This window comes from Enterovibrio makurazakiensis, assembly GCF_050336585.1.
Classification (GTDB): domain Bacteria; phylum Pseudomonadota; class Gammaproteobacteria; order Enterobacterales; family Vibrionaceae; genus Enterovibrio; species Enterovibrio gelatinilyticus.
In genome coordinates this window covers 119,810-146,469 of the sequence record NZ_JAKJSE010000010.1, presented here as the reverse complement: position 1 = coordinate 146,469, position 26,660 = coordinate 119,810, and the positions used below count along the sequence as shown (strand labels likewise).

General features: G+C 45.1%; 29 protein-coding genes. 17 read left to right on the top strand and 12 right to left on the bottom strand.

Translation table 11 applies throughout. From position 1 onward, the window contains the following. Positions 1–73: 73 nt before the first annotated feature. Positions 74–598, top strand: a complete 525-nt coding sequence (locus L4D06_RS08775; protein ID WP_274163185.1) for a phosphohydrolase — start codon at positions 74–76, stop codon at positions 596–598. A gap of 92 nt (positions 599–690) precedes the next feature. On the opposite strand, the gene nadE is transcribed toward L4D06_RS08775, so the two are convergent. Continuing rightward, positions 691–1,527 (bottom strand): NAD(+) synthase, encoded by an 837-nt coding sequence (gene nadE / locus L4D06_RS08770; protein ID WP_429738885.1) that lies wholly within the window; start codon positions 1,525–1,527, stop codon positions 691–693. Between the two features lie 271 nt (positions 1,528–1,798). On the opposite strand from nadE, the gene L4D06_RS08765 reads away from it, so the two are divergent. Continuing rightward, on the top strand, positions 1,799–2,320 hold the full coding sequence (locus tag L4D06_RS08765) for a nicotinate-nicotinamide nucleotide adenylyltransferase (RefSeq protein ID WP_429738883.1): 522 nt from the start codon (positions 1,799–1,801) through the stop codon (positions 2,318–2,320). A 173-nt stretch (positions 2,321–2,493) separates the two neighbouring features. Beyond that, positions 2,494–2,928 (top strand): hypothetical protein, encoded by a 435-nt coding sequence (locus L4D06_RS08760; protein WP_274163182.1) that lies wholly within the window; start codon positions 2,494–2,496, stop codon positions 2,926–2,928. A 60-nt stretch (positions 2,929–2,988) separates the two neighbouring features. Here L4D06_RS08760 and L4D06_RS08755 read toward each other — a convergent pair whose 3' ends face one another. Next, entirely contained in the window at positions 2,989–3,657 is a 669-nt protein-coding gene (locus L4D06_RS08755) for a hypothetical protein (protein ID WP_274163181.1), read from the bottom strand. A 221-nt stretch (positions 3,658–3,878) separates the two neighbouring features. Between L4D06_RS08755 and L4D06_RS08750 the strand changes: the two genes are divergently transcribed. Beyond that, positions 3,879–4,991 carry a 1-acyl-sn-glycerol-3-phosphate acyltransferase gene (locus L4D06_RS08750; protein WP_274163180.1) on the top strand — a complete coding sequence of 371 codons (1,113 nt, stop codon included), beginning with the start codon at positions 3,879–3,881 and terminating at the stop codon, positions 4,989–4,991. Between the two features lie 173 nt (positions 4,992–5,164). Here the strand turns inward: L4D06_RS08750 and L4D06_RS08745 are convergent, their stop codons facing one another. After that, complete coding sequence (locus tag L4D06_RS08745) at positions 5,165–6,076, bottom strand: LysR family transcriptional regulator (protein WP_429738880.1); 912 nt, start codon at positions 6,074–6,076, stop codon at positions 5,165–5,167. Positions 6,077–6,690: 614 nt separating this feature from the next. On the opposite strand from L4D06_RS08745, the gene chrA reads away from it, so the two are divergent. Next, entirely contained in the window at positions 6,691–7,842 is a 1,152-nt protein-coding gene (gene chrA, locus L4D06_RS08740) for a chromate efflux transporter (protein WP_429738878.1), read from the top strand. 357 nt (positions 7,843–8,199) lie between these two features. On the opposite strand, the gene L4D06_RS08735 is transcribed toward chrA, so the two are convergent. The 7 genes from L4D06_RS08735 to L4D06_RS08705 form a co-directional block, all read right to left on the bottom strand. Continuing rightward, a complete protein-coding gene (locus L4D06_RS08735) occupies positions 8,200–9,228 on the bottom strand; it encodes a Gfo/Idh/MocA family oxidoreductase (protein WP_429738876.1) in 1,029 nt (342 codons plus the stop codon). A gap of 262 nt (positions 9,229–9,490) precedes the next feature. Beyond that, positions 9,491–10,255 (bottom strand): heme ABC transporter ATP-binding protein, encoded by a 765-nt coding sequence (locus tag L4D06_RS08730; protein ID WP_429738874.1) that lies wholly within the window; start codon positions 10,253–10,255, stop codon positions 9,491–9,493. After that, complete coding sequence (locus tag L4D06_RS08725; protein WP_429738872.1) at positions 10,255–11,307, bottom strand: FecCD family ABC transporter permease; 1,053 nt, start codon at positions 11,305–11,307, stop codon at positions 10,255–10,257. The genes L4D06_RS08730 and L4D06_RS08725 overlap by 1 nt, the downstream gene beginning before the upstream one ends. A gap of 9 nt (positions 11,308–11,316) precedes the next feature. Then, on the bottom strand, positions 11,317–12,186 hold the full coding sequence (locus tag L4D06_RS08720) for a heme/hemin ABC transporter substrate-binding protein (RefSeq protein ID WP_429738870.1): 870 nt from the start codon (positions 12,184–12,186) through the stop codon (positions 11,317–11,319). Next, complete coding sequence (locus L4D06_RS08715) at positions 12,183–12,599, bottom strand: ExbD/TolR family protein (RefSeq protein ID WP_274163173.1); 417 nt, start codon at positions 12,597–12,599, stop codon at positions 12,183–12,185. The genes L4D06_RS08720 and L4D06_RS08715 overlap by 4 nt, the downstream gene beginning before the upstream one ends. Further along, positions 12,596–13,327: a MotA/TolQ/ExbB proton channel family protein gene (locus tag L4D06_RS08710; protein ID WP_274163172.1), complete on the bottom strand. Its 732-nt coding sequence runs from the start codon at positions 13,325–13,327 to the stop codon at positions 12,596–12,598. The genes L4D06_RS08715 and L4D06_RS08710 overlap by 4 nt, the downstream gene beginning before the upstream one ends. Positions 13,328–13,329: 2 nt before the next feature. Continuing rightward, positions 13,330–14,052 carry an energy transducer TonB gene (locus tag L4D06_RS08705; RefSeq protein ID WP_429738867.1) on the bottom strand — a complete coding sequence of 241 codons (723 nt, stop codon included), beginning with the start codon at positions 14,050–14,052 and terminating at the stop codon, positions 13,330–13,332. A gap of 262 nt (positions 14,053–14,314) precedes the next feature. On the opposite strand from L4D06_RS08705, the gene hutW reads away from it, so the two are divergent. The 8 genes from hutW (at position 14,315) to L4D06_RS08665 (ending at position 22,878) form a co-directional block, all read left to right on the top strand. Continuing rightward, positions 14,315–15,769, top strand: a complete 1,455-nt coding sequence (hutW, locus tag L4D06_RS08700) for a heme anaerobic degradation radical SAM methyltransferase ChuW/HutW (protein WP_429738865.1) — start codon at positions 14,315–14,317, stop codon at positions 15,767–15,769. A gap of 121 nt (positions 15,770–15,890) precedes the next feature. After that, entirely contained in the window at positions 15,891–16,415 is a 525-nt protein-coding gene (hutX, locus tag L4D06_RS08695; protein ID WP_274163169.1) for a heme utilization cystosolic carrier protein HutX, read from the top strand. After that, positions 16,412–16,942: a heme utilization protein HutZ gene (gene hutZ / locus L4D06_RS08690; RefSeq protein ID WP_028022601.1), complete on the top strand. Its 531-nt coding sequence runs from the start codon at positions 16,412–16,414 to the stop codon at positions 16,940–16,942. The genes hutX and hutZ overlap by 4 nt, the downstream gene beginning before the upstream one ends. Positions 16,943–17,067: 125 nt before the next feature. After that, complete coding sequence (locus L4D06_RS08685) at positions 17,068–19,260, top strand: TonB-dependent hemoglobin/transferrin/lactoferrin family receptor (protein WP_274163168.1); 2,193 nt, start codon at positions 17,068–17,070, stop codon at positions 19,258–19,260. Between the two features lie 111 nt (positions 19,261–19,371). Further along, on the top strand, positions 19,372–21,171 hold the full coding sequence (locus L4D06_RS08680) for an ABC transporter ATP-binding protein (RefSeq protein WP_274163167.1): 1,800 nt from the start codon (positions 19,372–19,374) through the stop codon (positions 21,169–21,171). A gap of 237 nt (positions 21,172–21,408) precedes the next feature. After that, the gene (locus L4D06_RS08675) at positions 21,409–21,627 is read left to right on the top strand and encodes a GDCCVxC domain-containing (seleno)protein (RefSeq protein ID WP_429738861.1); all 219 of its coding nucleotides are present in this window, start codon (positions 21,409–21,411) and stop codon (positions 21,625–21,627) included. 483 nt (positions 21,628–22,110) lie between these two features. Then, positions 22,111–22,332, top strand: a complete 222-nt coding sequence (locus L4D06_RS08670) for a hypothetical protein (RefSeq protein WP_274163165.1) — start codon at positions 22,111–22,113, stop codon at positions 22,330–22,332. A gap of 339 nt (positions 22,333–22,671) precedes the next feature. Further along, positions 22,672–22,878, top strand: a complete 207-nt coding sequence (locus tag L4D06_RS08665; RefSeq protein ID WP_274163164.1) for a hypothetical protein — start codon at positions 22,672–22,674, stop codon at positions 22,876–22,878. 43 nt (positions 22,879–22,921) lie between these two features. Here L4D06_RS08665 and L4D06_RS08660 read toward each other — a convergent pair whose 3' ends face one another. After that, positions 22,922–23,203 carry a hypothetical protein gene (locus L4D06_RS08660; RefSeq protein WP_274163163.1) on the bottom strand — a complete coding sequence of 94 codons (282 nt, stop codon included), beginning with the start codon at positions 23,201–23,203 and terminating at the stop codon, positions 22,922–22,924. Between the two features lie 328 nt (positions 23,204–23,531). Here L4D06_RS08660 and L4D06_RS08655 point away from each other — a divergent pair, with 328 nt between their 5' ends. From L4D06_RS08655 to L4D06_RS08640, 4 genes are all read left to right on the top strand, one after another. Next, on the top strand, positions 23,532–24,038 hold the full coding sequence (locus tag L4D06_RS08655) for a DUF6985 domain-containing protein (RefSeq protein WP_274163162.1): 507 nt from the start codon (positions 23,532–23,534) through the stop codon (positions 24,036–24,038). Positions 24,039–24,320: 282 nt separating this feature from the next. Beyond that, positions 24,321–24,647: a hypothetical protein gene (locus L4D06_RS08650; protein ID WP_429738858.1), complete on the top strand. Its 327-nt coding sequence runs from the start codon at positions 24,321–24,323 to the stop codon at positions 24,645–24,647. Between the two features lie 399 nt (positions 24,648–25,046). Further along, a complete protein-coding gene (locus L4D06_RS08645; protein ID WP_274163160.1) occupies positions 25,047–25,265 on the top strand; it encodes a DUF6500 family protein in 219 nt (72 codons plus the stop codon). A gap of 29 nt (positions 25,266–25,294) precedes the next feature. Further along, the gene (locus L4D06_RS08640) at positions 25,295–25,693 is read left to right on the top strand and encodes a VOC family protein (RefSeq protein ID WP_429738856.1); all 399 of its coding nucleotides are present in this window, start codon (positions 25,295–25,297) and stop codon (positions 25,691–25,693) included. Between the two features lie 106 nt (positions 25,694–25,799). On the opposite strand, the gene L4D06_RS08635 is transcribed toward L4D06_RS08640, so the two are convergent. Beyond that, positions 25,800–26,600: a delta-class carbonic anhydrase gene (locus L4D06_RS08635; protein WP_429738970.1), complete on the bottom strand. Its 801-nt coding sequence runs from the start codon at positions 26,598–26,600 to the stop codon at positions 25,800–25,802. Positions 26,601–26,660: the final 60 nt, after the last annotated feature.

Here is a 26,660-nt window from a genome sequence, read left to right as displayed (position 1 = left end):
ATCTATGAAGGTTAAAATCACTTAGATATTATCAGGTGATTAACTGCTCATAATTAACGTTTTAGGTATCGCTTTGAACAACCGTTTGTTGCTAGCTAAATCTTTCGCAAGAGCCCGCCATGAAGGACAAAGATATGGCGAATTCCCCTATTATGTTCATCTTGATGATGTTGAGCGACTGGCACAGCCCTTTGGCATAGATGCGATGATCGTTGCTCAACTGCATGATGTACTCGAAGACACAACAACCAGTGTTGATGAGCTGGTGCATGACTTCGGAGAATCCATTGCTTTATCGGTCAGTTACGTTACCGATCCATTGCAGGGCGATCGGAAAACCAAGAAAAAGCAGCTTCACCAGAGATTGATTCAGCTGGATGAAACTGAAGGTTCAGCCCGTTTGGCACTCATAGTAAAGGCCTGTGATAGGTTAGCTAACGTGAAAGCTTGTCGCCTTTTTCATCGAGGTAAATATGCGATGTATCAATCTGAACATGCCGACTTTCGTAAAGCGACATATCGATATGGGTTATGTGAAATGATTTGGTGGGAACTCGATATGTTAATCGAAGTGGGTGATAAGATTGGTCGTTATTGAGCAATAAGAGCGTAAGAAGATCGAATGAATAAACGCGCCATCAGGGCGCGTTTATTGTTTATAGCCATAACACTTATAGTGTCTACGATGACTTACTCGTCATCATAAATAGTGGGGATTGGCTGGCGTTTATGCTGAGTGACCGTGTAGATGTGTACCAATCTATTTGTTACGCGATCAGATACAGGTTTACCCTCTAAGAAATCGTCGATTTCATCATATGTCAGTTCCAAAGCATCCTCGTCCGCTTTCTGAGGATCAAGCTCTTCTAAGTCGGCGGTCGGTGTTTTAACAACAAGTATTTCAGGAGCGCCTAAGTGATCAGCGAGTTGACGAACTTGGCGTTTGCTCAAACCAAAGAGTGGGGCAAGATCGCAGGCACCATCGCCAAACTTTGTATAAAACCCAGTAATATTTTCTGCCGAATGGTCAGTACCTAATACCAGTCCACCGACCAATCCAGCGATCTCATATTGAGCAACCATACGAGCACGCGCTTTGACATTGCCTTTGACGAAATCAAGTTTAGCGCTATCTGTCGGCGTTAGTCCTGTGCCTTCTAATGCGCTTAAGGTAGCGGAATGGATGCCATCAACGCCGTCTTTGATGTTTACACTAACGGAATGTGATGGAGCGATAAAACTCAACGCGAGTTGTGCCTCATCTTCGTCTTTTTGAACACCATAAGGTAGGCGAACAGCGATGAATTGGTAATCTTCGGTGCCTGTTTCTTGGTTTAATTGATCTACTGCCAACTGTGCAAGACGCCCACAAGTCGAAGAATCAACACCACCACTAATCCCCAGCACCAATGAACGCGTTCTTGAATCAATAAGACGCTTCTTTATGAAGTTGATACGGCGTTGTGCTTCAAAAGCAGGGTCGATTGTTGGTAGTACTCGCATCTCTGCGCGGATCGCTTGTTCCATGTCGTGGGGTTCCTCGTAAACACGTTTCTTCTATTCTGCAATATCTTGTGAGCAAAATCATGAACATTCAGCGAGATAAAGCGCCATTGAATGAAAATTAGCCTCAGGATAGGGTATTTAGTCAGATTTATCCGGGGAGAGGCGGCAATAGTGTGAGTCTGTAGATAAATTGGTCATTTAAGTTGGCTGAGTAGAGAAAATGATTGAACCTTAAGGCACGATTAAGTATCAATACATAAACCCTTGTCTAAACAGAATAATACTGAGAAACATGGATAGACCTCAACGAATCGCCATTTTTGGCAGTGCGTTTAATCCGCCCAGCCTAGGGCATCTAAGCGTCCTGCAGCGCCTCTCTCATTTTGACCTTGTTCTTCTTGTCCCCAGTTTCTCGCACGCTTGGGGAAAGAAAATGGCTGATTTCACTAAACGTTGCCAATGGGTTGAAGGATTTATTGCCGATGTTGACTGTCGCAATCTTGTACTTTGTAAAGATGAAGAAAAACTTGGGCAAAGCGGTGCGGTGACTACATGGGCGCTGATGGAGCATATTCAGAACCAATATCCCACTTCAGAACTCACGTTTGTACTGGGGCCAGATAATTTTTTAAGCTTTAGTAAGTTTCACCGTTCTGAAGATATTGTGAGCCGTTGGAGCGTGCTTGCTTGCCCTGAAGTTGTTCCTGTCAGGAGTACCGATATTCGAAATAAGCTACAAAGTGGCTTAAGTATAGATAGTCTAACAACAACATCAGTTGCGGCAACGATTGAATATAAAGACTTTTTTGATTGATAGTTGTTTCGAGGTAGGCAATTGGCCTCGATTCAAAAAGTATGTAAAACGACAATAATAAATCGTCTCGATTTGGAGGTGCACCTTGTGTCTCCGTTATCATCAATTGATAGGGTAATGTGTTCCCATTGATTACAAAAATTAAAATAATAAGCGTCGTGCTAGGAAGTTTAGTGACAGTGTCACTATCTTATGCTGCCATAGATGAATCGCGTTTGAATTTACGAACGCCTTACACGATTCAAGATGGCGGGGCATATCAAATCAACTTTTCTCAATCCCATGAAGCCAGCGTTATTGAATGGTCCATTGAAGATACGGTATTACCTTCAATTTGGGATGGGTGGAAATACGGATTTGATGTTCCGCAGTATTTAACAACCACCAGTGGAAACTCGTACTACGGATTTGGTGTTTGGAAGCCAGACGAGTATCAAGGTTTTTCACTGGAAGAAAGCTCAACAGAGGATTGGATTCTTAACCATGGTTTAAACTTCAGTTTTAGTACGGATTCCAATATCAGTGATGCTCGGTATCGGTTAGACATGCGCTGGCATGAAGATACTAATACCGAGATTTTATTGCAGATGCAGGTACCTATTCAGTAGTAAATCTCAGTAGTTAACCGTCCAGCACAAGGTTCAATTCAATGGTTAGGGCAATTTGCCCTAACTCACACCTGCGACGTGCTCAAGCAACTGTCCCACCTCTGATTCTGACAAACCGACGTCGGCGGCAATCTTAGCAAAGGAGCGTCCTGATTTATGAAGGCGAACCCATTCACGAACACGAAGCTGAATCGCGATGTCGTCATCTGAAATTCCGAGCGCTCGTTTTAATTCATCACGCTGTGTGTCGTTCAATGCATGGCCATTATTCAATGCATCAAGTGAGCCCAGCAATTGGCGGAACACATTTGACTTGTTGTCTGTTGGTGTCACGATAGATAAGTAGTCTCGTGCACAACGAAGTAATCTGCCGTGAGGGCTATCCCACTGTTGTTGATCGCGCTTTTGATATTGGACTAACTGTTCAACAATGCCTTTCATTAAAGACGATGACTCAACAAAACCTGCTTGAGTAGGTAAAGAGGCAATAGAACGGACTGAGAAATTTAAGGTTGATACTTCCGAGCCTTTAAGAACGGTCATGGCATTGAGGCATTCCATTGGCAACCAAAAACCTTGGTTAGTGCAGAGAGGAAGCTCATGCTTTCCAAGTCGGATTAGCGCTGAACCTTTATGTACAAAAACGTAACTTGCAAAAGGCTGCTTTTTACGAGCACCAATGATCATGGTTTTTGCGTGGTAGTGATTAAACTCGATGGCTTGCTTCATTGTGTATTTCTCTTGAACTGACGCGCACATAGTCTTTTGTTTTGTTATCTAGATCAAGCAGTGCGAATCTTATCGGGCGATTAACGTACAATTTGATACGATTTGATGAATAGTAAGGGAGGTAAGACCTCCAACCTGTGCTGAATGACGACCTAAACAATGTTCGAAAACTCATATCAGCGTAGAATGTCGCGGTTTTTCAACGGAGAAAGTAGAGTCTCGTGCCTCAAACAAATGATCCATTCTTAGAAATTCGCCCTTATCGTGACGATGAAGTCCCTGGTGCTATTGAGCGCTTGGTTAATGATGAAGAATTTATTTCGGCGATCTTAAAGTATCGTTTCCCTAAACTATCTGGAGTCGTGGGCTGGTTGGTCAAACCGTTACTGAAACACTACCTCCGTTCTAAGTGGAATAAAGTCAAAACCGTACGTGATGTACAAATGAACGTTGCTAGCTACATGCAGTCGATGGTCAAAAATACATCTGAAGGGTTTACAATAAGTGGCTTGGAAAAATTAGATCCGAAACAGAGCTACTTGTTTGTATCAAACCATCGTGACATAGCTATGGATCCGGCGATGGTAAACTGGTGTTTGCACGTTAATGGCTTTGATACCCTAAGAATCGCGATTGGTGACAATCTCCTCAAAAAGCCTTGCGCAACAGAACTGATGAAGCTGAACAAGAGTTTTATCGTGAAACGTTCTGCGAAAGGTCCAAGAGAAATGATGAAAGCATTAGGCCAACTTTCTGCGTACATTAAACATTCAATTGATGAGAATCAGTCGGTGTGGATTGCACAAAAAGAAGGGCGAGCCAAAGATGGCAACGACAAAACAGATCCTGCTATTCTAAAAATGTTTCATGTAGAAGGCCGTCGTCAAAAAATCGCTTTTGCTGACTACATTGCTTCGTTGCGTATCGTTCCTATTACCATCTCTTATGAGAATGATCCCTGTGACGCGGCAAAAGCTAACGAGCTTTACCGTAAGCAAGAAGATGGTGGATATGAGAAGGGCGAATTCGAAGATATCGAGAGCATAGTGCAGGGTATCGTTGGCCAAAAACGACGTATTCACGTCGCCTTTGGGGATGTGATTGGCAACGATTTCGAAACGCCAGACGCATTAGCCGCTGAAATCGACCGTCAAATCTATCAAAATTATCATCTGTTCCCGTCTAATTATATTGCGGCAGGAAAAGATCATTCGTCGATCACTGATAGTGATCGTCAATTGTTTGATAGCAAAATATCGGCGCTACCGGACGGTGTCGCGAAAATCGTGAGATCCATGTATGCAATGCCAACAGACAAAAAAGCGGGCATATAACAGGAACGCAGTTTTTGCACGTTATTGCCGTATCTGTTCGGTGACACGTGAAGATAATGAGTAAATGAAAAATAAAAAGGAGTGACAGTGTCACTCCTTTTTTGATCTCTATCTACCAAATCACAGAATCATGCGGGTTAAAGAAAGCGTGATACTAAATGTTCGATAAATACTTAATAGCGATTGTCCTTACCTATATTGATATTTTCAGAGAGAAAATCAACGAAGTGCCTGACCTTCGGTGCCAAAAACTCTCTTCTTGGATAAACCACATATACGGGTAAATTCATGGTCGGCTTCCACGTTGGCATGAGTACTTTCAACTGACCACTCGCGATTTCATCCCCGAGCAAATACGTGGCGATATAGGCAATTCCAACCCCAGACTTTGCCGCTTCCAATACCGCAGGCGCATTATTGATTCGATAAGAACCACGGATCGTTACGGACTGTTCGCTGCCATCTCGTTGAAATGGCCATTGGTCATAGGTGCGTTGAACACTTTGATAAGTAATGCAGTTATGCTCTCGCAGATCGGCGGGGTGTGATGGCTCGCCATGTGCTTCGAGATAAGAAGGCGATGCGACGATGTGAAACTGACAATCCCCGAGCTTCCTTGCCACCATACCTTCCGGTGGGTGTTCATGAATCGCTAGCCAACAGTCAAATCCATCTTCAACCAAATTTGGGCGGTGATCAAAAAGATGCACCTCTAACTCAAGTGCAGGGTAAATCTCCTGAAACGAAGAGAGTAGACGAGTGATCTGCTGGTTGCCAAAAGACTGAGCAATGCCAACTTTTAGTCTCCCCGATATTTCGTTTCGATAGCCTGCGACCATGGCCTCTGCATCTTGCATGGTTTCTACAATTTGTCGTCCAAACGCGGCATATTGTTTGCCAGCTTCAGTCAAAGATACTGAACGCGTATTGCGCTGCACGAGTTGAACGCCGAGTCGCTCTTCAAGATACCGAATTTGCTTACTCACCTGAGATTTGGATATACCCAAAAACTCAGCTGCGCGAGTGAAGTGCTGTTCGTGCGCTACGGTAGCAAGGACAACCATTTGTTGAAGATGATCTAACATGCATATTTTCTTCATTGATGAGAAGAGGATAGCGTATCACAACTATGTGCTCATGGTTGAGTGACGTTGTCACAATTTGTTTTTCATCAATCGTATCGATAGCTTGCCTACAAAAAAAGAGTGAATGCTGCCGTTGTTAGTATTCAACAGTCAAAACCCCATAAAGCAGTGGGGCAGTTGTCTGCTCACACTGCTGCAAGCTGTCTGCTTGTGTACATCTCTACTCACCACACATCAAACGCCGTAAACAGGCTACGAGATCATCTCACTGGAAGAGACCCACTTAAAATCACCATGAGATCATGATTTGGAAGTAAATTACGTTTTCATTTCTTTGTTTTTTTATTGCGTCACCTCACTCTAACTAATTGACAATAAACGGATAGTTTTTGTTTGTTTTTCATGGGAAACAATAATCAAGCATGTTAGTGTGTGCTCACATACATTTGTAACAAAAGTACGGATCATCGTGATCTTAGTAACCAAAATACTGACGACAGAGAATGGTTCTCACGACATATCGATTTGGTTAATAGTTTTGATTGATACGAATTGTTTCTATCAATGGGGATAAGTTCGTTAGAATTAAGCAAAATAATTAGGGTGTAATTGCAATGCTTGATGTTTTCATTCGTTTTTTGGTTTTAGGTTGTATGAGCTTTGGCGGGCCTGTTGCGCATATTGGTTACTTTCAGCGAGAGTTTGTTGATAAGCGTAAATGGATTGAAGAAGAGAAGTTCACCATGGCATTGAGCTTGTGCCAATTTTTACCAGGGCCGGCGAGTAGCCAATTGGGTATGTTCATCGGTTACCATCGAGCAGGGTACTTGGGCGCGATTGCAGCGTTTGTCGGTTTTACTTTCCCTTCTTTTCTATTATTGACGCTTGCAGCGATATATAGCGCGAAACTTGGTGATGCCACTTGGTTGTCGATATTGATTTCGGCAGCCAAACTGCTTGCTGTTGTTGTGGTTGCCGATGCGATTTGGACAATGGCGAAGAAATTTATCACTAACGCATCAACGCTAGCGGTATGTGTGGGTTCATCTGGTTGGATTCTCTGGCAAGCAGGTTTACTTGCACAGTTATTGCCTATCGTTGTTGCTGGTGTGTTGGGTTGGATATTTATTCGCAAACCACATTCTCAAAGGACCAGTGTGAACAAAGACCAAAGCCTGACTCAGACTTTCGTTCTATTCGGTGTGTTCGTTGCCTTGTTGGTTTTGCCGTCTCTCACCAGCACACCTCTGATTAGTATGTTTAATCACTTCTACCAAGCAGGCAGCTTTGTATTTGGCGGGGGTCACGTGGTTCTACCATTGCTTCAGCCTCTGATTGGAGATGCGGTTTCTGGTGATGCTCTGGTTGAGGGTTATGCAGCTGCACAGCTAGTACCTGGCCCTATGTTTACCATTGCAAGTTATATTGGCGCGTCAATGGACGGTATTCATCCTGTTGTGGGAAGTCTCATCGCCACGTTAGCGATCTTCTTACCAGGCGCGTTGCTACTGTTTGCTGCATTGCCTGTATGGCAAAACGTCATGAACCATAATAAATTCGCAGGTTCAGTGGTGCTTATTAATGCTGCAGTAGTTGGTTTATTGGTGGCAGCGTTCTATCAGCCGGTATGGCTGTCTGCGGTACATGGTATTTCAGATATTATTGCTGTGGTCGTTGGATTTGCTGTTCTGCGTAAGTTCAACCTTTCTGTATTCTGGTTACTTGCAGGTATGTTGGCTTATGTTGTCCTAAATAACATGCTTTGAGCGTAAGGACGTCTTCGAAAAAACCTGCCATGTGCAGGTTTTTTTTGGTTTTTAACTATCGTGACCATAGTTGTTATGTTTGAAGGTATAAAGACGAGCTTTGGTTATCGGAGAGGGTAAATTGAGTATTGGAAATCAGTGTAGACCCGCGAGGAAACCAAGCGCCTGTTTCACTCTGATACAAAGCAAACAATCTAACTTAAGCGCACTATAACTATAAATGCTTGCCCCAAATTACTCTCAGTTAGAGAGTAAACATCCAACGTGTTTCTACAGACATTTAAGTATCACCCACTCAATGACGTGTGAATGAGTGATACCTATAGGAAGGTTTTATAGTGGGCTTTCTGGGCGTGTTTAGAATTGCCAGCGTTCAGTTTTACCCGCTTCAGATGAGTGTTGGGCGAGTTCTAGCGCGTAGATGACTTTGACGGCGTCATAGGTATCAACTGGCGGTGGTGTACCATTAAGAATAGCGCTGGCTAACATTGCAAAGAGTTCGGAATAGCAGCCATATTCTAATTCAATGTCCTTTTCGGTGACGTTGTCACCAATTTCTAGCTTGCCTTGGTGTTGCTGGCGGCCAAATTCTGAATAAGTGGCTGTGACACCGTCACGCAATTGCTGTTCTTGAACATCTAAGCCAGCGCAAGTGAACGTCGCTTTATCACCTTGCACGACAAACCTTGCTCCATTGCCAGAACGAAATGGGCTGGAACTTAAGATGATTTCCTTGTCTGGGTAATGGAATGTTATTCGGAAGTAATCGGTGGTTTGAGATTGGTCTCTCATTGATTTGCAGCAAGCTGTAATGGATATAGGTTCGCCAAACAAGAAGAGGGCTTGATCAACGAGGTGAGACCCTAAGTCATACAGAATTCCCGACCCTTCGCCGGGTTGTTCGCGCCAACGTTGTCTGACTTCTGGGCGAAACCGATCGAAATTTGATTCAAAGACTCGTACGTTGCCGAGTTTTCCTGATTCTATGAGTTCTTTTGCGGTAAGAAAATCGCCGTCCCATCGTCGGTTTTGATAAGGGCACAGTACTTTTCCGCGATGATTCGCAATGCGAAGGAGATCGAGTCCCTGACCACTATTCACCACGAACGGCTTTTCTAGCAGTACATGACAGTCAGCTTCTAGCGCTTGTTTGGCGAATTCATAGTGGGTGTGATTGGGGCTGGTTATCACAACGAGGTCAAGTTCAGCATCTCTAAGCATTTCTTCAATGTTTGAGTAGTAACTTGCGTTAGGCAGTTTCTCTTTCACTAACGTTTGGTTTGAAGATACCACCGCGACTGGCTCAAAATCAGGCAGCACAGAGAGAAATGGTAGGTGGAAAGTTTGTGCAGAAAAGCCAAAGCCAACAATACCCGTACGAATCATTATGTGATCCTTGTAGTTCGTAAATACGCATAGACAAGTAAAGTCTAACCGAAATCGTGCTGCAACTAAGCACCGCGAGCGCGAGATTGGTTTTTTATAGCGTAGTATTGTTAAGCCGCGAAGTCGTTGCAAAAATGCGCCTAGCATCAACTAAGAACTGTTTTATTGGGACGAACGCGTTGATTATTATGATGACGAATCCATGCAAACAATGACGCCCCTTAATTGGGGCGTCAGCTAAGCGTCGTGATAACAAAAGGCATTACGCCAAAATAACCGGGTAGTGATGTTGTGGATGCGGCATGACGTCCACTGGCCAACCGTATACAGATTCGATATTGTCGGCATTGAGCACCGAATCAGGCGTGCCATCAGCCTCAATGTTACCCTTGTTTAGCATGATGATGCGGTCACCGTACTGTGCAGCCAGATTAAGATCGTGGATTACGGCGATCACGGTTGATCCCTCTTTTGCCATGCGTTTAGCAAGCCGTAACGTTTTGTGCTGGTGGCCAATGTCTAACGCTGAAGTCGGTTCGTCCAACATGAGCACGGTGTTTCTTTCTGCCTTAGATATTTGAGTTAGCACGCGTGCGAGGTGAACACGCTGCTTCTCACCACCAGATAAACTCGGATATAAACGTTCTGAAAGGTGCAAAACATCGGTTTGTGTCATGTTGTAGGTGGCAATCTCTTGTATCTCATGGTTAGACGCACTTAACGCGAGACCACCTAGTTCCACAACCTCTCTCACGGTAAAACCAAACGTTAGGCTGCTCGATTGAGGAAGTATGCCAACAGATTGCGCCAACAATTCTGGTTTCCACTCATGTGCTCGTTTTCCATAGAAGGAAAGTTCCCCATCACATTTCCATTCGCGACTCAGCAATTTGAGAAGGCTACTTTTGCCTGTGCCGTTTGGTCCGAGAATGATCGTGAGTTCGCCAGGGTTAAAACTAAGATTCACTTTATCCAAGAGAACCTTGTTGCCCATTGTGAGTGATGCACCGCGGATATTGATACTCATTAGGCTAATCGTCCTCGTTGTTTCAGCAGTAAGGCTAGAAAGAATGGAGCGCCAATCGCCGCCGTGACGATGCCCACGGGAATTTCCAGCGGGGCAACGATGGTCCGCGCTATCATGTCTGACACGAGCAAGATAAGGCCACCCAACACAAGTGAAACTGGCAATAGCGAGCGGTGGTCAGGGCCAGTAAGCATGCGTGCAATATGGGGAACAACCAATCCAATAAAGCCAATCATCCCTGAAAGTGCAACGGTAACGCCAACCCCCGCCGCTGTGAGTAAGATCAATTGACGTTTGAGTGACTGAACATCAATGCCTAAGTGGCGAGCTTCCGCTTCACCTAGAAGCAGAGCATTGAGCTTTTTGGCATTTCTTTGGTAGAAAAATGCCAGCAAGAAAAGGGAGATGCAGGCGAATGAAATGGAGTCCCACGAAGCACCAGCCAAAGAGCCCATTGTCCACAATGAAAGATCACGTAATGCTTGATCGTCTGCAAAGTAGTTAAGCAGACCCATGCCAGCGCCAGCAATTGCACCAAGGGCAACCCCGGCTAAAAGCATAATTGTGACTGACGTGCCATTACTGTTTGTACCCATATAGTAAATGGCAAAGGTCGCAAGGGCACCGCCAAGAAACGCGAAAAGGGGAACGGTTCCGAGGGTAAGGAGAGCCGTGTGACCAATCATCCCGCCAAACAACACAATCGCAATAGCCGCACCTAATGACGCACCGGCGGATACGCCGATAATGCCAGGGTCAGCAAGCGGGTTTCTGAATAGCCCCTGCATGACAGCACCACAAATGGCAAGAATGCCACCGACTGCGATAGCCAGCAACGTTCTAGGCAACCTGACTTGTTGGATAATGACGCCGACGTAATCGGGAAGGTCACTTTGTATTAATGCATTTGGGATCAAGGCTTTTAAGCTGTCTGAGAAACTGATATCCATCGGGCCTAAGGTGATGGAACTCACCATTGCAACGTAAAGCAGTGTAGATGCGATGAGTAGCATCCATTTCATTGGTACACGACGTGTGTTTAGCTCGTTCATTTTTTCTAGTTACTTCGCTGCGGGTTCGATATCGTTGTTAAAACGGGTATTGATAGAGGTCGCAAGATCTAAGCTCGCCAACCCGAAACCACCAAGGATTGCGTGACCTTGAATCGGAATCACTTTGTTATTTTGGAAAGCGGGGGTTGCTGCCAACAAAGGTTGTTGCTTTAACATGCCTTCTAAACCGCCAATTTGGCTCAACGTGCGATCTGATACCAGAATATAGTCGGGCTGCATTGTGACGATTGCTTCTGCTGACAGTTGTTTGTAACTCGTGCTTTCTTTGGCAGCAGGGTTAACGCCACCGGCTAATTCGATGACGGTGTTTACAGTCGTTTCATCGCCAGCGACTGTCATTGGACGACCATCAGAAAGCATCATGAAAAGCACTGAAGGGGCGGTGTCTGGCTGTTGTGATTCTAGTGTTTTGATTTGCTGACTCACGTTGGCTTTGATGGTTTCACCTTGATCCAACGTGTTGGTTAGCTCAGCAATGGTATCAACGCGCTCGTTGAAGGCTTCGACCGAATTGCCGGTTGGCAGAGTTTCAACGTTAACACCCGCTTGTTTAAGCAGTTGCAATGTCGTGTCTGGACCCATATCAGGAGAGCCAAGCAGATGGGTAGGGCTTAATGCCAACAAACCTTCTGCAGCAAGCTGTCTGTGGTATCCCAACACGGGAATCTCTCTGTCATTGAGGTAATGGCGACTGGTCAGATCGATAGCGATAACTTGTTTATCCGCACCTAGGGCAAAAAGGAGTTCGGTGACGGTTGAGCCCGCACTGATAATGCGAGTTTCATCAGCAATCGCGAAAGGACTCAGTAGTAACGACAAGGTAAGAGAGAGCGCTTTTAATGATTTAGTCGTGTTCATTCTTCTTCCATCACAATGTTAGTAGCAGTAATTTGGTTTTGTTGCATGAAGGCGAGGACTTTTAACATGTCTTCCACTGCTGCGGATTTGTCAGCAGCAATGACAACCGTCTTGTTAGGGTTGGCTTCAATGGTTTCTAAAAGGGTTTGCGTAAAAGAAGGCCAATTGTCGATTGGCTGTCCTTGAATCGCCCATGCAGGGGAATCTGCAAGGATGTTGATGGCAATCATCTGCTGTTCTGGTGACGCCAGTACCCCTGAGTCTTGTGTTTGGGGAATCGCGATTTCCATGCTTTTGAATTCGACATTTGCCGTGAGCAGAAGAAACACCATCACAATAAAAATGATATCCAGCAGCGGGGTAAGATCAGGCGTAAATGTACTGATTTCGCTGTCTGAACGAGAACGGATCATGCCGCACCGTCCTGGACGTTTGGACATGAAACAACTGGATTTGCACAAGGTGCGCATTGGGTTGTTTTCGCTCTGCACATTTCACTTTCGTCGAAAGACACGCCAGCAAGGTGCAAGTTGAAGTGATTCAACACGTACTCGATCTTTGTGAGTGTGCGATCCGCCCAAAGCGTGAAGACTTGAGACGAAGCAATAGCGGGTAGAGCAATCAACAAACCAGCGGCGGTGGTAGACATCGCTAGTCCCAATCCATCGGCTAACTCAGCGGGAGAGATCCCACCTTGTGTGGCAGACAAACCTTTGAACATCTCAATCAAACCTAGAACTGTACCCAATAAACCGATAAGTGGGCTAAGAACACCAATGATGTTGAGTAACTTAAGTCCCGATGTGAATTGGCGACGTTTCTTTTGCAGCCAGATGCTTACTGCTTCTTCACGAAGTGTTTTTGTAAACTGACGATGGCTGATCAACATACAAAGCCCTTGAGATAAGGTGCTTTTTTCATGTTGATGAATCTCCACGTAGTGGTCGAGTTCTTCATCGTTAGTCAGCGATAAGGTATAGATCTGCTTCTGAAGGCTTTTGCTGTGAGTTTTCGTATTTAAAGCCATGAACAACAGGCGCTCAACGATCAACATAAGCGTGAGCGCTGAAAGCAGCGTTAAAGGCCAAGTCATGATGCCAAGTTGAGCGTGAATGGATGAGAAAAATTGTAGATCCAACATAATTAATCCAGATTAAAACGAACAGGAATTCTGACGCGGTGCGCGAGAGCCACACCATCTTGTTTGTAGCCGTTAAAGCGCCACTTTTTGACAGCGTCTAAGGCGGCGGTATCAAGTTCCTTGAAGCCGGAACTCTTCAAAATATTTTGATCAGTTTGATTGCCATCTTTATCTAACCAAACTTCAATTAAAACATTGCCTTCCATACCTCTGCGTTTAGCGATACGTGGATACTTAGGCTGGCTTGGACGCACTTTAAAAGCAGGGCGTTCAACGAGTACTGGCGCACTGTCTTTGGCTTGATTCATTTGCGCATCCGCCACGTTATCTTGTGGATCGCTGTCTACGTTTTCTTCAGGCTTTAGGGGGGGTGGCAGTATTTTGTCTACCTGCTTTTTCTTAACCGGTTCTATTTCAGTTTTCTTCTTTTTTTCAACGGGTTTTGGCTTTGGCTCTTCAACCTTCTTAGGCTTTTCTTTTTTAGGCTGAGGCTGCTCAACCTTCTTAGGTTTTGGTAATGGTTTTTCGGCCTTGGCTTCTACGATGGGTTTCTTTTCGGGAGGCAAGGGCTTAGGAGTCGGTTCGACCAAAGGTGGCGTCTCCTGAATCTCAGGAGCGAGCGGTTCTTTAACTTCGACTATCTCTTCCGGCAGGGCCTTTGGCTGAGGCGTCGCCGCGGCCACAAGCTGAATAGCTACACGATGACCGGTTTGGACATCACTCATCGAAAATTCGGGTGTGGGTGGCTGTTGTGCATACAAAGCCAAACTGTGTAATGCAACTGAAACGACACCACAAACAACGTACCGTCGAGCGTTCACACTTTTCTCCTACAACGTGAAAACGGCTGAAACTGAGTGCATTATGCATGAAATAAAAATGAGATCAATTATCAGTTGCATTATCGTTTGATATGCATAAGATAGAAAACGAATTGAAAACAGGCCGTTGTGTGGCGCTGTTGTCTGTAGAAGGTCGTTTCAGGCGATGAAGTTTGATTTACACAATGTAGAACTCGTGGGACAGCAAACGCCTGACCCATTACGTTTTGCATTTCAGCGAAAAAAAGGCCCACATGCTGGTGGCATGATGCACGCCGTTAAAGGGGAGGAAATTCAGACCTCTCTTGAAAACGCACACTCATTAAAACCACAGAGTGCGCTCGCACCACGTTGTCTGTACATCCATATTCCTTTTTGTCGCGTTCGTTGCACTTACTGCAATTTTTTCCAATACGCGTCAAGCAAGTCTTTGATTGAAAGCTACGTTGAAGCACTCCGTGAAGAGATCCGCTGGAAGGCATCTCAAATTTGGACGCAAGCCGCACCATTCCAAGCGGTGTATATCGGCGGCGGAACGCCAACGGATTTGTCGGCAGAGCAAATTCGTACCATCGTGTCTGACATTCGCAGCCAATTTCCGCTCACACCAGATTGCGAAATCACGCTAGAAGGGCGTATTAACCGATTTGGCCCTGAGAAGTTTGAAGCTGCGTTAGAGGGCGGTGTTAATCGTTTCTCATTTGGTGTTCAAAGCTTTAACACTGCAGTGCGTAAGAGTGCAAAACGTTTCGATGAGCGTGAAGAAGTGCTCAAAACCATCCAGAACTTGGTTTCCTATAATGCAGCACCGATCGTTCTTGATCTGCTTTACGGATTGCCTCATCAGACACTTGATATATGGCAGCAAGATCTTGAGGACTACCTAGAGTCAGGCGCACATGGTGTGGACTTGTATCAGCTTATTGAGATGCAAGGCTTACCAATGGCGAAGATGGTTGAGCAGGGCAAACTGCCACATCCCGCTGACACGCAGATGAAAGCGACCATGTTTGAAATGGGCGTGAAATTCATGGCTAAACATCATCAAAAGCGTCTGAGTGTCAATCACTGGGCGTCTGATAATCGTGAACGCAGCATCTATAACTCGCTGGCAAAGACCACTGCAGAAATCATGCCTTTAGGTGCGGGAGCGGGCGGTAATGTTAATGGCTGTCAGATGATGCAAACCCGAGATATGGACACTTATATCTCTGCGATTACAGATAGGCGTTACCCTGTCACTATGATGACAATGGCGCCTGCTAATCGTGCTGTTTCTGCGGAAGTAAAATGTGGCTTCGATGCGGGCGTGCTAGCGCAGCATAAGCTGGATCGTGTGGCTGGTGCAGGGACCTTTGCAGCCCTTACGCCTTTGTTTGAAACCTGGGAGCGCAACGGCCTAGTCTATCTTGAAAGAAGCGGAAGCGATATTGAAGGTCGTGGTTATTTGACATTGACTGTCGCGGGGCAATTCTGGGGGGTGACATTGGCTCAAAACCTTATTGAAGTGCTTCAAGGAACATCCGGTCAAACACCACCTAAGACTCAGGGCGGTATGTCGTCAGCAATGCCCTCTGGCATGGTGCCAGGCAAGAAAATGCCCGTATCTATGGCATCGTGATATGGCATCTTGATATGGCATCGTAATTTGCATTATCGCGCATGATGTTAAGTACAAGATGTACTGAACAAAGAATTGAATAGTAAAGCGGCCTCTGCCGCTTCATAGGAGTAGTACCACAATGCAACAAGCGATTATCGTCACGTCAGAGACCAAGCAACGCGTCGCTGACTACCTTTCTCAAGATGTTCACACGCCAGTGTCCAATATGGTGGAAAGTTTGAACCTGACGGAAGGCGAAATCACTCTGGCATTGCCAGAAGAGATGATTGCACGCGCAGAAGGTTCATTGGCTCAAAGCATTTTGGAAGTGATGCCTAGCTGGGGAAAAGTGACGACCATCGTTCACTCTGGCGGTTCGGTGTTTGAGTTCAAAGCCGCGTTTCCTAAAGGAAAGTTCGCCCACGGTTACTACAACCTAATGGGGCGCGAAGGTCAGTTACACGGTCACCTTCGCCTTGAGCTAGTGTCTGACATCGTATTCGTGAGCAAACCATTCCGCGGCACAGAAAGTCACTACATCGGTTTCTTCGACTGCACTGGTCACTGTGTATTTAAGATTTACTTGGGTCGAGACAAAAAGCGTCAACTATTCCCTGAGCAAATCGAACTGTTTAATGCCATGAAACAGGAGTTGGCAAAATGATTGATAAGGCAGAGCGTCTACAAAATCGCCTTGGTCCGGAAATTCAAGAATTTCGTGATGCGCGTAAAACCCTTCAGCTAGGTACCGTTGATAAAGACGGCAAGCCGCACACAAGTTATGCGCCATTCGCATTTTCTGAGCAGGGTTACTACATCCTTGTCAGTGATTTAGCGACTCACGGTCAAAACCTGAAAGTGAGTAAAGCGGTTTCCATCATGATGATTGAAGACGAGAGCGAAGCGCGTTCTATTTTTGCTCGCCGTCGTTTGTCGTTTGATACCAATGCGGAGCTGATTGAGCGTGAATCTGCGGTTTGGCAGCAGGGCATCGAGGTGATGCAAGCGAGACTAGGCGAGATGATCGACAATCTAAGTCAATTGGGTGATTTCCGCTTATACCGCCTTAACCCAGTTATCGGCCGTTACGTGAAAGGCTTCGGACAAGCATTTGATGTGACAGGCGAAGATATGCTTTCTGTCGTGCACCTAAACGAAGGCCATGTTCAGAAAATGAAAGAGAAAATGTAATTTTCTCGATAAAGGCTCTGTGTCTGCAGAGCCTTCAAACACCAGCGTAACCCATAAAAATAATAATTCTATCGTGCTGAATTCAGCGTGAGCGGCCTTTTATTGCCTAAAAAAGAGTGAAGATCATGACAATCAAGAAGAACAAGCTGGCGCTTCTCGTGGGACTACTATGCGCCGGAAGTGCAGCCGCACAGGATGTGTACACTTTTGATGAAGTCGTTGTATCCGCAACACGTAGCGAACAGAGCATCAGTGATGTTGCTGTTTCAGTAGATGTTGTTGATAGCAAAAAAATTGAAGAAAACCTCGCCCAAGATTTGGAGCAGGCCGTTGCTAACGAACCCGGCGTCTCAATGCCAGGCACAGGGCGTTTCGGTAATTCAGGATTCAATATCCGTGGTTTGAGTGAAAATTACGTAAAAACCATGGTTGATGGCGTTGAACAACCAGTGTCGTTCGACCCAGGCGCAGATGTTATGCGCAAATACAATAACAACGTTGAAACGGATACGTTGCAGCGTATCGAAATCAACAAAGGGCCGTCATCAAGCCTTTATGGTAGTGATGCGTTAGCGGGCGCAGTGATTATTCGCACCAAGAACCCCGAAGACCTATTGGTACCAGAAGGTGATGATACCTATGCCAGTGTTAAAACAGGTTACTACAGTGCTGACGAGAGCTATAAGGCGACGGCAACCATTGCGAACCGCACAGGCGACCTTGATACGCTATTGATCTTTACGCATCGTGATGGTCATGAAACCAAGACACACAGCAGCGGTTCAGATATTGAAGGCCGTGAGCGTGGCCAAGCAGACCCGTTTGACATCAATTCTGATAACCTTCTATTGAAAGCTTTTTATCAGATCAATGATGATCATCGCGTCGGTTTGACTGGCGAAATTTTCAATCGTGAGGCCGATGGCCTGATCAGTTCGAACGAAGGCTATGAAATCATGCCGGGTTTTGTATATACGCGTAACAGCGCGAACGATGAAGATAAGCGTAGACGTGTGACGTTTGAGCATGATTGGCAAGCAAACACCACGGCTTTCGACAGATTGAAGTGGCAAGTTACCGCACTGGAAAGTGAAAGCCTACACAACACTTTTGATGAAACACCCGAGCCGCCAACATCGTTTGGTCACGGTTACCGCCAGCGAGTGCGCAATGGCGAAGACAAGAGCACACAATTTGATGCGCAGTTCGATAAAGCATTCGACTTAGCAACGAGCTACCACGAGATCAGCTACGGCGTTAACTATATTACTAATGAGTTTAACCTCGACTATCGTGATATGTATTTAGAAGGCTCGAAAGCGGGTACACAAGCCGACAAGGCGGGTGATGTACCGAATGCTGAATCCGTTAAGTGGGGTATTTTTGTTCAAGACCAAGCGTTTCTGCTTGAAGAGCGTTTAGTACTGAATGCAGGCCTTCGTTATGACAGTTTTTCTGCAGAGCCGAAAGGCACTACCGAATATGCCAACTCAGAAAGTGACGCTGTCACTGCTAAGTTGGGGGCGGTATATCATTGGACAGAACGTCTAAGCAGCTATGCGAATGTGAGCCAAGGCTTCAAATCACCGACGTTACAAGATCTGTACTACTTCTATGAAACCGATGCGGCCTATGGTGCGGTTTATGAAGCAAACCCAGACTTGAAGCCAGAAGAGAGTGTTGGCTATGAAACGGGTCTGCGTATAACTCAAGATTTCGGCCGATTTGATTTCGCGGTGTACTACAACGATTACAAGAACTTCATCGAAAGCACTAAACTGGCTGATAACAACGGTGAAGGTAAAGAACTGTGGTCTAAGCAAAACATCAGCAAAGCCGAAATTTACGGTGCTGAGTTCAAAGCGCAATTGGCGTTGGATGTCCTCTTGAACGCGCCAACTGGCATGTATTCCGACTTCAGTGTTGCGTACACCAAGGGTAAGGACAAAGAAAACGGTGAAGCGCTGGATACTGTCTCTCCGTTATCTGCATACTTTGCGCTGGGTTATGCCAATGTAGAAGGCACGTATGGCGGTAAAGTCGCGGTGAAGGCCGTTGCTGGTAAGTCTGATTCCGATTGGAGCAACGCGAACATTGATACCGATAATGTGTCAGCACCGGGTTACGCTGTCACAGATATCACGGCTTATTACCGTCCAGTCTCTGATTTGACCGTTAGAGCAGGTCTTTTCAATGCCTTTGACAAAAAGTATTGGGAATACACGGATTTGATTGGCGCAGAGTCTGATACAGAAGGACTTGATCGTCGAACTCAATCTGGACGTAATTGGGGTATAGAAGCCGAATACGTTTTCTAACGAAACACGTAGAGTAATACGATAAAACACCCCGGCATTGCTGGGGTGTTTTCGGTTACACTTACACATAAATCACAAAACAATAACGAAAATGAAAAGTTTGGAGACACAGTGAGTAATGCAGTTTTAACAACGCTTTCAACGCGGTGGTTAATCGATCAGGCAAAGAAGCATAAAAAGCAGCTGATATTTGCCAATTTTATTGCGGTGTGTGCCACATTGATCAGTGTGCCAATCCCGCTATTTATGCCTCTAATGGTCGATGAAGTACTGCTGAACAAGCCAGCTCATGGTGTTGAATTCTTCAACCACTTGTTGCCTGAGTCGCTACAGCAACCGGCGAGCTATATCGTGATGGTATTGTTGTTCGTTGTTGTCATGCGTATTGCAAGCCAAGCGCTAAACATCTGGCAGAGCCGTCAATTTACCTTGGTGTCTAAATCAATTACCTGCTTTATCCGTCAGCAGTTGCTGGATAAGCTCGGCCGCGTCAGCATGAAAGAGTTTGAAGAGCGCGGCAGTGGCGGTGTGAGCTCTCATCTTGTCACAGACATAGAGACGATCGATTCGTTTATCGGGAACAGTTTGAGCCGATTTGTGGTTGGCGTGCTTACCGTGTTCGGCACGGCTGTGATTCTTTTGTGGCTCGATTGGGCACTTGGCCTGTTCATTCTTTTGGTTAACCCGCTAGTTATTTTCCTGTCACGAAAAATGGGACAGCGCGTTAAACACCTAAAAAAAGCAGAGAACCAATCATTTGAACGTTTTCAGCAGCGTTTGGTAGAAACGTTAGATGGTATTTATCAACTGCGTGCCGCTAACCGTGAACGCGCTTATCTTGATGTTCTGAAGGGTGACGCCGAATCTATTCGTCATGATGCCGATAAATACGCTTGGCAATCGGAAGCGGCAAGCCGTGTGTCGTTCTTAATGTTCTTGATTGGCTTTGAGCTATTCCGCGCCGCTGCAATGCTTATGGTGCTATTTAGCGACTTAACGATTGGTCAAATTTTTGCGGTATTCGGTTACCTCTGGTTCATGCTTGGCCCAATTCAAGAGCTATTGGGCATTCAGTACGCATGGTTTAGTGCATCCGCTGCGATGAAGCGACTCAACGGTTTACTCGCCTTAGATGAAGAACCGAAAAGTGTATCTAAGCAAGATCCTTTGCTTGAACTTGATACCTTTGGTGTCGAATGTCGCGATCTCACGTTTGGCTACAACAGCGAAAAAACCGTATTGAACGGACTTTCTCTGACGATACCTGCAGGTAAGCGTGTGGCGCTAGTTGGTGCTTCTGGCGGCGGCAAGTCGACCTTGATTCAACTTCTTTTGGGTCTTTACCGTAAAAACGATGGTGACATCATCGTTAATGGGCAAAGTGTTGAAGACATCGGCTATGAGACACTTCGTCAGCATACCGCTGTGGTGTTGCAGCAACCCGTCATTTTCAATGATACCTTGCGTGAAAATTTGACGTTAGGGCGTACCGATTTTTCCGATGAACAACTCTGGAAGTCGTTGGAAATCGCTCAGCTGAGTGACGTGGTTGAACGCTTAGATGATGGACTGTCATCTCAACTTGGTCGCCAGGGTCTTAAGTTGTCGGGAGGACAACGTCAGCGCCTCGCGATTGCACGCATGATTTTGACTAATCCTAAGCTTGTCATATTGGATGAGGCGACGTCTGCATTGGATACCGCGACAGAAGCAGCATTGCATGATGCCTTGAACAACTTCTTACAAGGACGAACAACTCTCATTGTTGCTCACCGTTTGTCGGCAGTGAAGCAAGCGGACCTCATCTACGTACTTGAAGATGGCAAGGTGGCTCAATGTGGTAATCACCAAGACCTTGTTAATGAAGATGGTGTGTATCAAACCTTATATGGCAACTTACAAGTGGGTTGAGTTGCATCTGTATATACAATTAATAGCCCCGCGAAAGCGGGGTTTTTTATTTACTGTACAAAGAAATCATCACATTCGTAGCAAGAAAACGAAACAATGATTCTGATTCATTTGCGCATCTGCTGCCAAGGCGATTCCGTGTGGTTCTTAAATCTAAAGTGGAAAGAGCGTGAGGTATGTTCCACGCTTAGAGGAGAGAGTTCAAAACGATCCCTTCATTACACGCAGTGAGAATCAATGAAAGTTATCTTGAAGTCAGATGTGACCTGCCCAAATTGCGGTCACGTGAAAACAGAGCTTATGCCCATAGGTGAATCACAACAGCACTATGAATGCGAGAACTGTCATGAAGTATTGTTGGTGGCAGAGGGGGGCTGTTGCGTATTTTGCTCATATGGAAGTGTGAGCTGTCCGCCCGTTCAGGTAAATGGTACCTGCACGGACAAATTACATTGATTGGTGAGCGCTAGATTCTTTACCTGCATCCTCTACAACCGTCTTTGTATTTATGGTTTAAATGCACCGAGTTTCATCTGCTTAACTTACGTATACCGTGCTAATCTTTCTCACTCTGGCATTCGTCATTGTGTATCATCAAGCGACACTTATCTCCCTAATCGGACAAACGTACGTTTGAATTATAATCACAAAAACCTTGGGTAATAGGCTCTGCGAGGCTTATCGCTCATAAGCTTTTGTTTGAATTCTTGAATAAGTGCAGGTACACACAACCATCTGATAGCAATAAGTATTCATCTCACTTGTAGACATTGCACTGACAAATTAAGTCGACCTATAAGGGAAACTTATGGATGGAAAAGTTTGTGTGATGCAGTCAGTACGACAATTTCGTCATTGTCTTAAAAATGATTCAGAAATAGACCCCAGTATGAAATTACACTCACGGCGAGAAAGGAGTTTATACCCAAGGAGAAAGTCATGAGTGTACACACATGGTATTGCCGTAGTTGCGAAGCTGAAACTGGCCACGAGGTGCGTGAAAAAGCACACCACGATCCAGCTATTCGTGCTTTAACGGCACCACCGCAAGATGAGCGTTTTGCAGAAGCATCAGAATGTACTTGTACTGTATGTGGTCAAGTGGAGTGGGTAGATGCGTCTGATATATTGAAGTTAGGTGTCCATGACTTTGGTGATTAAGGATGTACAAAAAAAGAGTGATAGATAGCTCTTTTTTATACCTCTTAACGCACTATAACTTATTATTTGTGTGCCACTAAATATACCTACAATGATAAATCTAACACATGCAAATCATTTGGTTCTGCAATCAAAGAAGTGTCTTTAGAGACAGATATGCTGGTGGCGATTGTGCTCATCAATTATCTCGATAAGGTGCTTTTTCTATGTAACAACATAGTGACTTCAGTTCATCTAAGGTTAAACGACTCAGGATTTTACTCAAAAGCACTAGAGCCAAATGGCGTGACGTAATACCATTGCGGAAAACAAAATAAAGATCAAAGGAAGAGATTTACCATGCCATTAATTGCTTGCCCTGTATGTGAAAAACAAGTTTCCAAGCGTGCGCTTTCATGCCCAGGATGCGGAGAACCGGATCCTGCGCGTTATCACTCTCGTAACACATGGCTAGGCCGCTTATTTTGGTTAGCGGTGTGGGTAGGAATTGGTGCGTTGGTTTGGATTAAGGTCGTACCTTTAGTCATGGACCTGTTCAAGCAATAGTCACTTATTGGGTGGGCAGGGCGACGCTCTGTCCACCTCAAAATCACAAGTATATTGCGTTATGGGTATCAGTGTTTCCTTCGTTCTTGTTGAAGGTGCTCCAATTAGAGAGTCGAAGGTGGGATAGCAATACGCCTGGTGAGCTTTCCCCAATCGCGATATTAAAAAACAACGAGGCCGTCTCTTCGTCTCCTCCAAAGCACTGCTGAATGGCTGAAACAACAGTGTTCCTATCTGTACCTTCCGCTACTTGCTGTCTTACCCAACTGTATTCCAATGAACATTCGTTGATGATTGTTTTTCTGCCAAGCGTAAATGGTGTCATGATGCCTCCTATGCCAAGCATCTTGAGATTGTTTAGGTGAAGACCTAATTTTCACTTATGTTTCAGAAATATGACTCGTTCAATTACGCCATTAAATAGCAAACACAACACTCTGTACCTGACAAACGTCGCAAATGTAAGCAATCATCATCCTGTTTGTTTGGCGTTTTGATATCCGTATCAATGTATGTCACGCAATAACTGCACAGGATGCAGCCACGTTCCAAACGGGATCAAAAAAGTGCTGAGTAAAACGCAATTTTTCGCATTAGATCGATATCATCTCGCATAATGGTGGTACTTTTCGAATGTTTATAACTGTGCTGATATGACTATGAAATGGATTCTGACGAACTGGGTTCAGAAAAAGAAATACGAAAAGTTCTTTGACCGCGTAGAAGCTGATTTTTTTGGCAACGACAAGTACCAAGCCTACCTAGAAGAAAAGATACTAGGGACTTTACGCGACAGTGGTGATATCAAACCTAAACGGGCGGCAAAGATCATACTATCTTGTATTCGCCAAGCGTTGCTCGACAAGTATCTGACTGAGAACAGATATATCCGCTTCTTGATCGATAATAAAGCCGAATTCTTTGTTCAAAATGCCGACAGCACGGATGTAGTTGAAGGGTACGAGCAGATCATCAATAACTTCATCCATAACAAACAGCAAGAATGCTCAGATTACATACTGTCACATCTTCCCAAGTACTATCGAAAGTTTGCCGATCATATCGATGTCAACACCGACTATCCAGTGACGAAACAAGGAGAAAAGGACATGCTGGACGACATCATCATGCTGCTTAGTCACCACGAGCGCCTCAATTAGACCCCCGCCAATACTGTGTTAAAACACGCCAGTGTATATCATCAAACATACCCAAAGACGAACATCACACTATCTGCATCTAAAGTGACTTGTTAAACACGTTGTCAGTCCTACCAATGTTTTAGCAAACGAACGTAGCCTTATGTCTTTTTACTTTCATTATGGCGCAGTGTGTCCTAGTAAAACGCGACCACAAGCAAATGAGCGGGAGATCGACAGAATGACTTGTCGTCTTCCTAATAATGACTAAAATAACTGTATGTATAACCAGTAGTAACCATTATGCCTGCAATTCGATACCAACTTAATCGTCAATACGTTGTACTCGAGAGTAACAACCTGCCTACTGATCCCATGTTAATCCCAGCTTTTCTCAAAGACGGCAGCCTGATTTACTATCCATTCGGTGGATTTGTGACTCGCCAAACACTGAATCATGAGCAAACCGTTCATCTAACTGACATCAACGGCTTTTTATCAGGCACCAATATCACATCGTCTTGGCGAGATGTAAGCAAGGAAACTTTGCTAGGCGCATTCATAAAAGGGGCTTACTTTGTTGTACTTAATCATGGACAGCCGATCATCACATCTAAACGCCCTCATTAACCTCCATAAGAATGCATCCAACGTTTTTGTGCTGCTAAAATCCATGTCATGATGAGGGTTTGGAGAGGCCAAAAACAAAGACCTTAAAGCAATGGCGCTTCTGAATTTTAGAGTGTGGTGCAATGACTTCGTCTTCGAGAAACGGTAGACCTATCGACACTAACCATTCATTCGACTATCTTTATATGCCTAATTTAATGGTCAAAGACTTCGGCATTAAACTAAAGATGAAATGGCTAAAATGGCCAAATACCTGATTGATGTTCAACCATCAATGCATGTTCTATATACGACCACCAAAGGAAATGTTGCCTTCATCCGGTTTCTAAGCCTTAACCTTTTCATCAAAACTGTTTAAATATACAGTTCGCAATAGAGTACTTGAGGGAAACAGCAGTCATGCGAGATTCATTACGCAAAAAAGTCATCGACGTGTGCAACAAGAAAATCAACGCAAAAGGTGAGGGCGTCGGTGTGTCGTTCTATGCTTTCTTTGCGAATAAGAATGATGACCCTGAACTCTTAATGGAAGCTGCAACTTGGTGGATTCAAACCCATAGACTCGATCATTTTGTCAAAGCCAAACACATTATTGACCTTGTACAGAACGAGGCTTAACGCATTTTGAACAACAGGAAGGCAAATTAATGTCTGTAATTAGCCACATCACATTGGGAACCAATGATTATGAAAGGGCATCGGCGTTCTATGACGCGGTTTTACAGCCCCTGGGGTTAACACGCGTTCCAAAGCCGCCAGGAAAACCACCTCTTTATGCTAAAGATGATCAAATGCCGTTTCTCTATATCTATAAACCCATAGATGGAAGACCTGCCACTTGGGGAAACGGTACACACGTGGCGTTTAAAGCTGAAACACGAGAAGCCGTTGATGAGTTTTACGTGGAAGCACTAGCGAATGGCGGCGCCGATGAAGGTGCACCTGGTCTGCGCGAGCATTTTGGGCCTAACTACTACGCAGCTTACGTCAGAGACCCTGATGGCAATAAGCTACAAGCCGTTTGTTATGGTGAATCAGACAGCTAGCTGCCGCCACGATATCTAAAGCTTATGGCATAGAAGCTAATAAAAGCAGAACAATCAAATAGGGCGCTAATACAATTTCGCGCCCTATATCTATCTATACCTATTGTTAGTTGGAGATAACAGAGAGGAGCTCTTTGTTCACGACGAGATTTCGTACACCATGAGCGTGATCTTCATCAAACGCATTCCCTTCACACCATTCAGCAACAGACGTTGCATTCACTTTGGCAACCTTAGGTCTTACGCTCCAAGTCACTTGGAATGGCGACCCTTCTTCATTGTAACTTGGGCCCGTTGTTGAACCCGCATACTGAATAGGCTTACCCGTATCTTTCGGAATGTTGATAGCCTGATGTACGCCGTCTTTCTTCTCGTGTTCGTTTAGATCTTCAAAATCCAACGCTGCGCTATCATTTACCACCACGTAAACTTGAGTTTCTACGCGAAGCTGTGGGTTTTTATTCGCATCGTTAAAGCATGAGCCCAAGGTTGCACCTGGTTCTACTTGTGCGGTGGTATGAACATAGTGCACTTCAATGGTGTCACCCGGTTGCACGTCGCCGTGTTTGCTTGGGCAGATTTCACCTTTTACTGGTGCCAATTCAGCCGCACTCAACTTACCTGCATATTGGAAGCCACTCTGATAACCGTGGCCATCGCCGTTACCCGCATACTTGGTAAATTCGCCACCTTTATGTTCGGCATTTTTGTGGAAATGGATATTGCATAGATTCATCTGTGTATATGCCGGCGCAGCATTAAACGATAACGTGTTGCTACCTGCAGTTGAATCAATGTCACGTGGAGATTGAGGACCAAAGCCTTCGCCTTCAGTATTCTCTGCCAGCTCTTGACGCTGTTCCGCAATCACCTTGTCAGATACGGTCTCATGGCCGCTTTTTGCCATTGCACCAAAAGACGCGGAGACGGCGAATGCGATGATGCACAATTTGGTAGTTTTCACTGG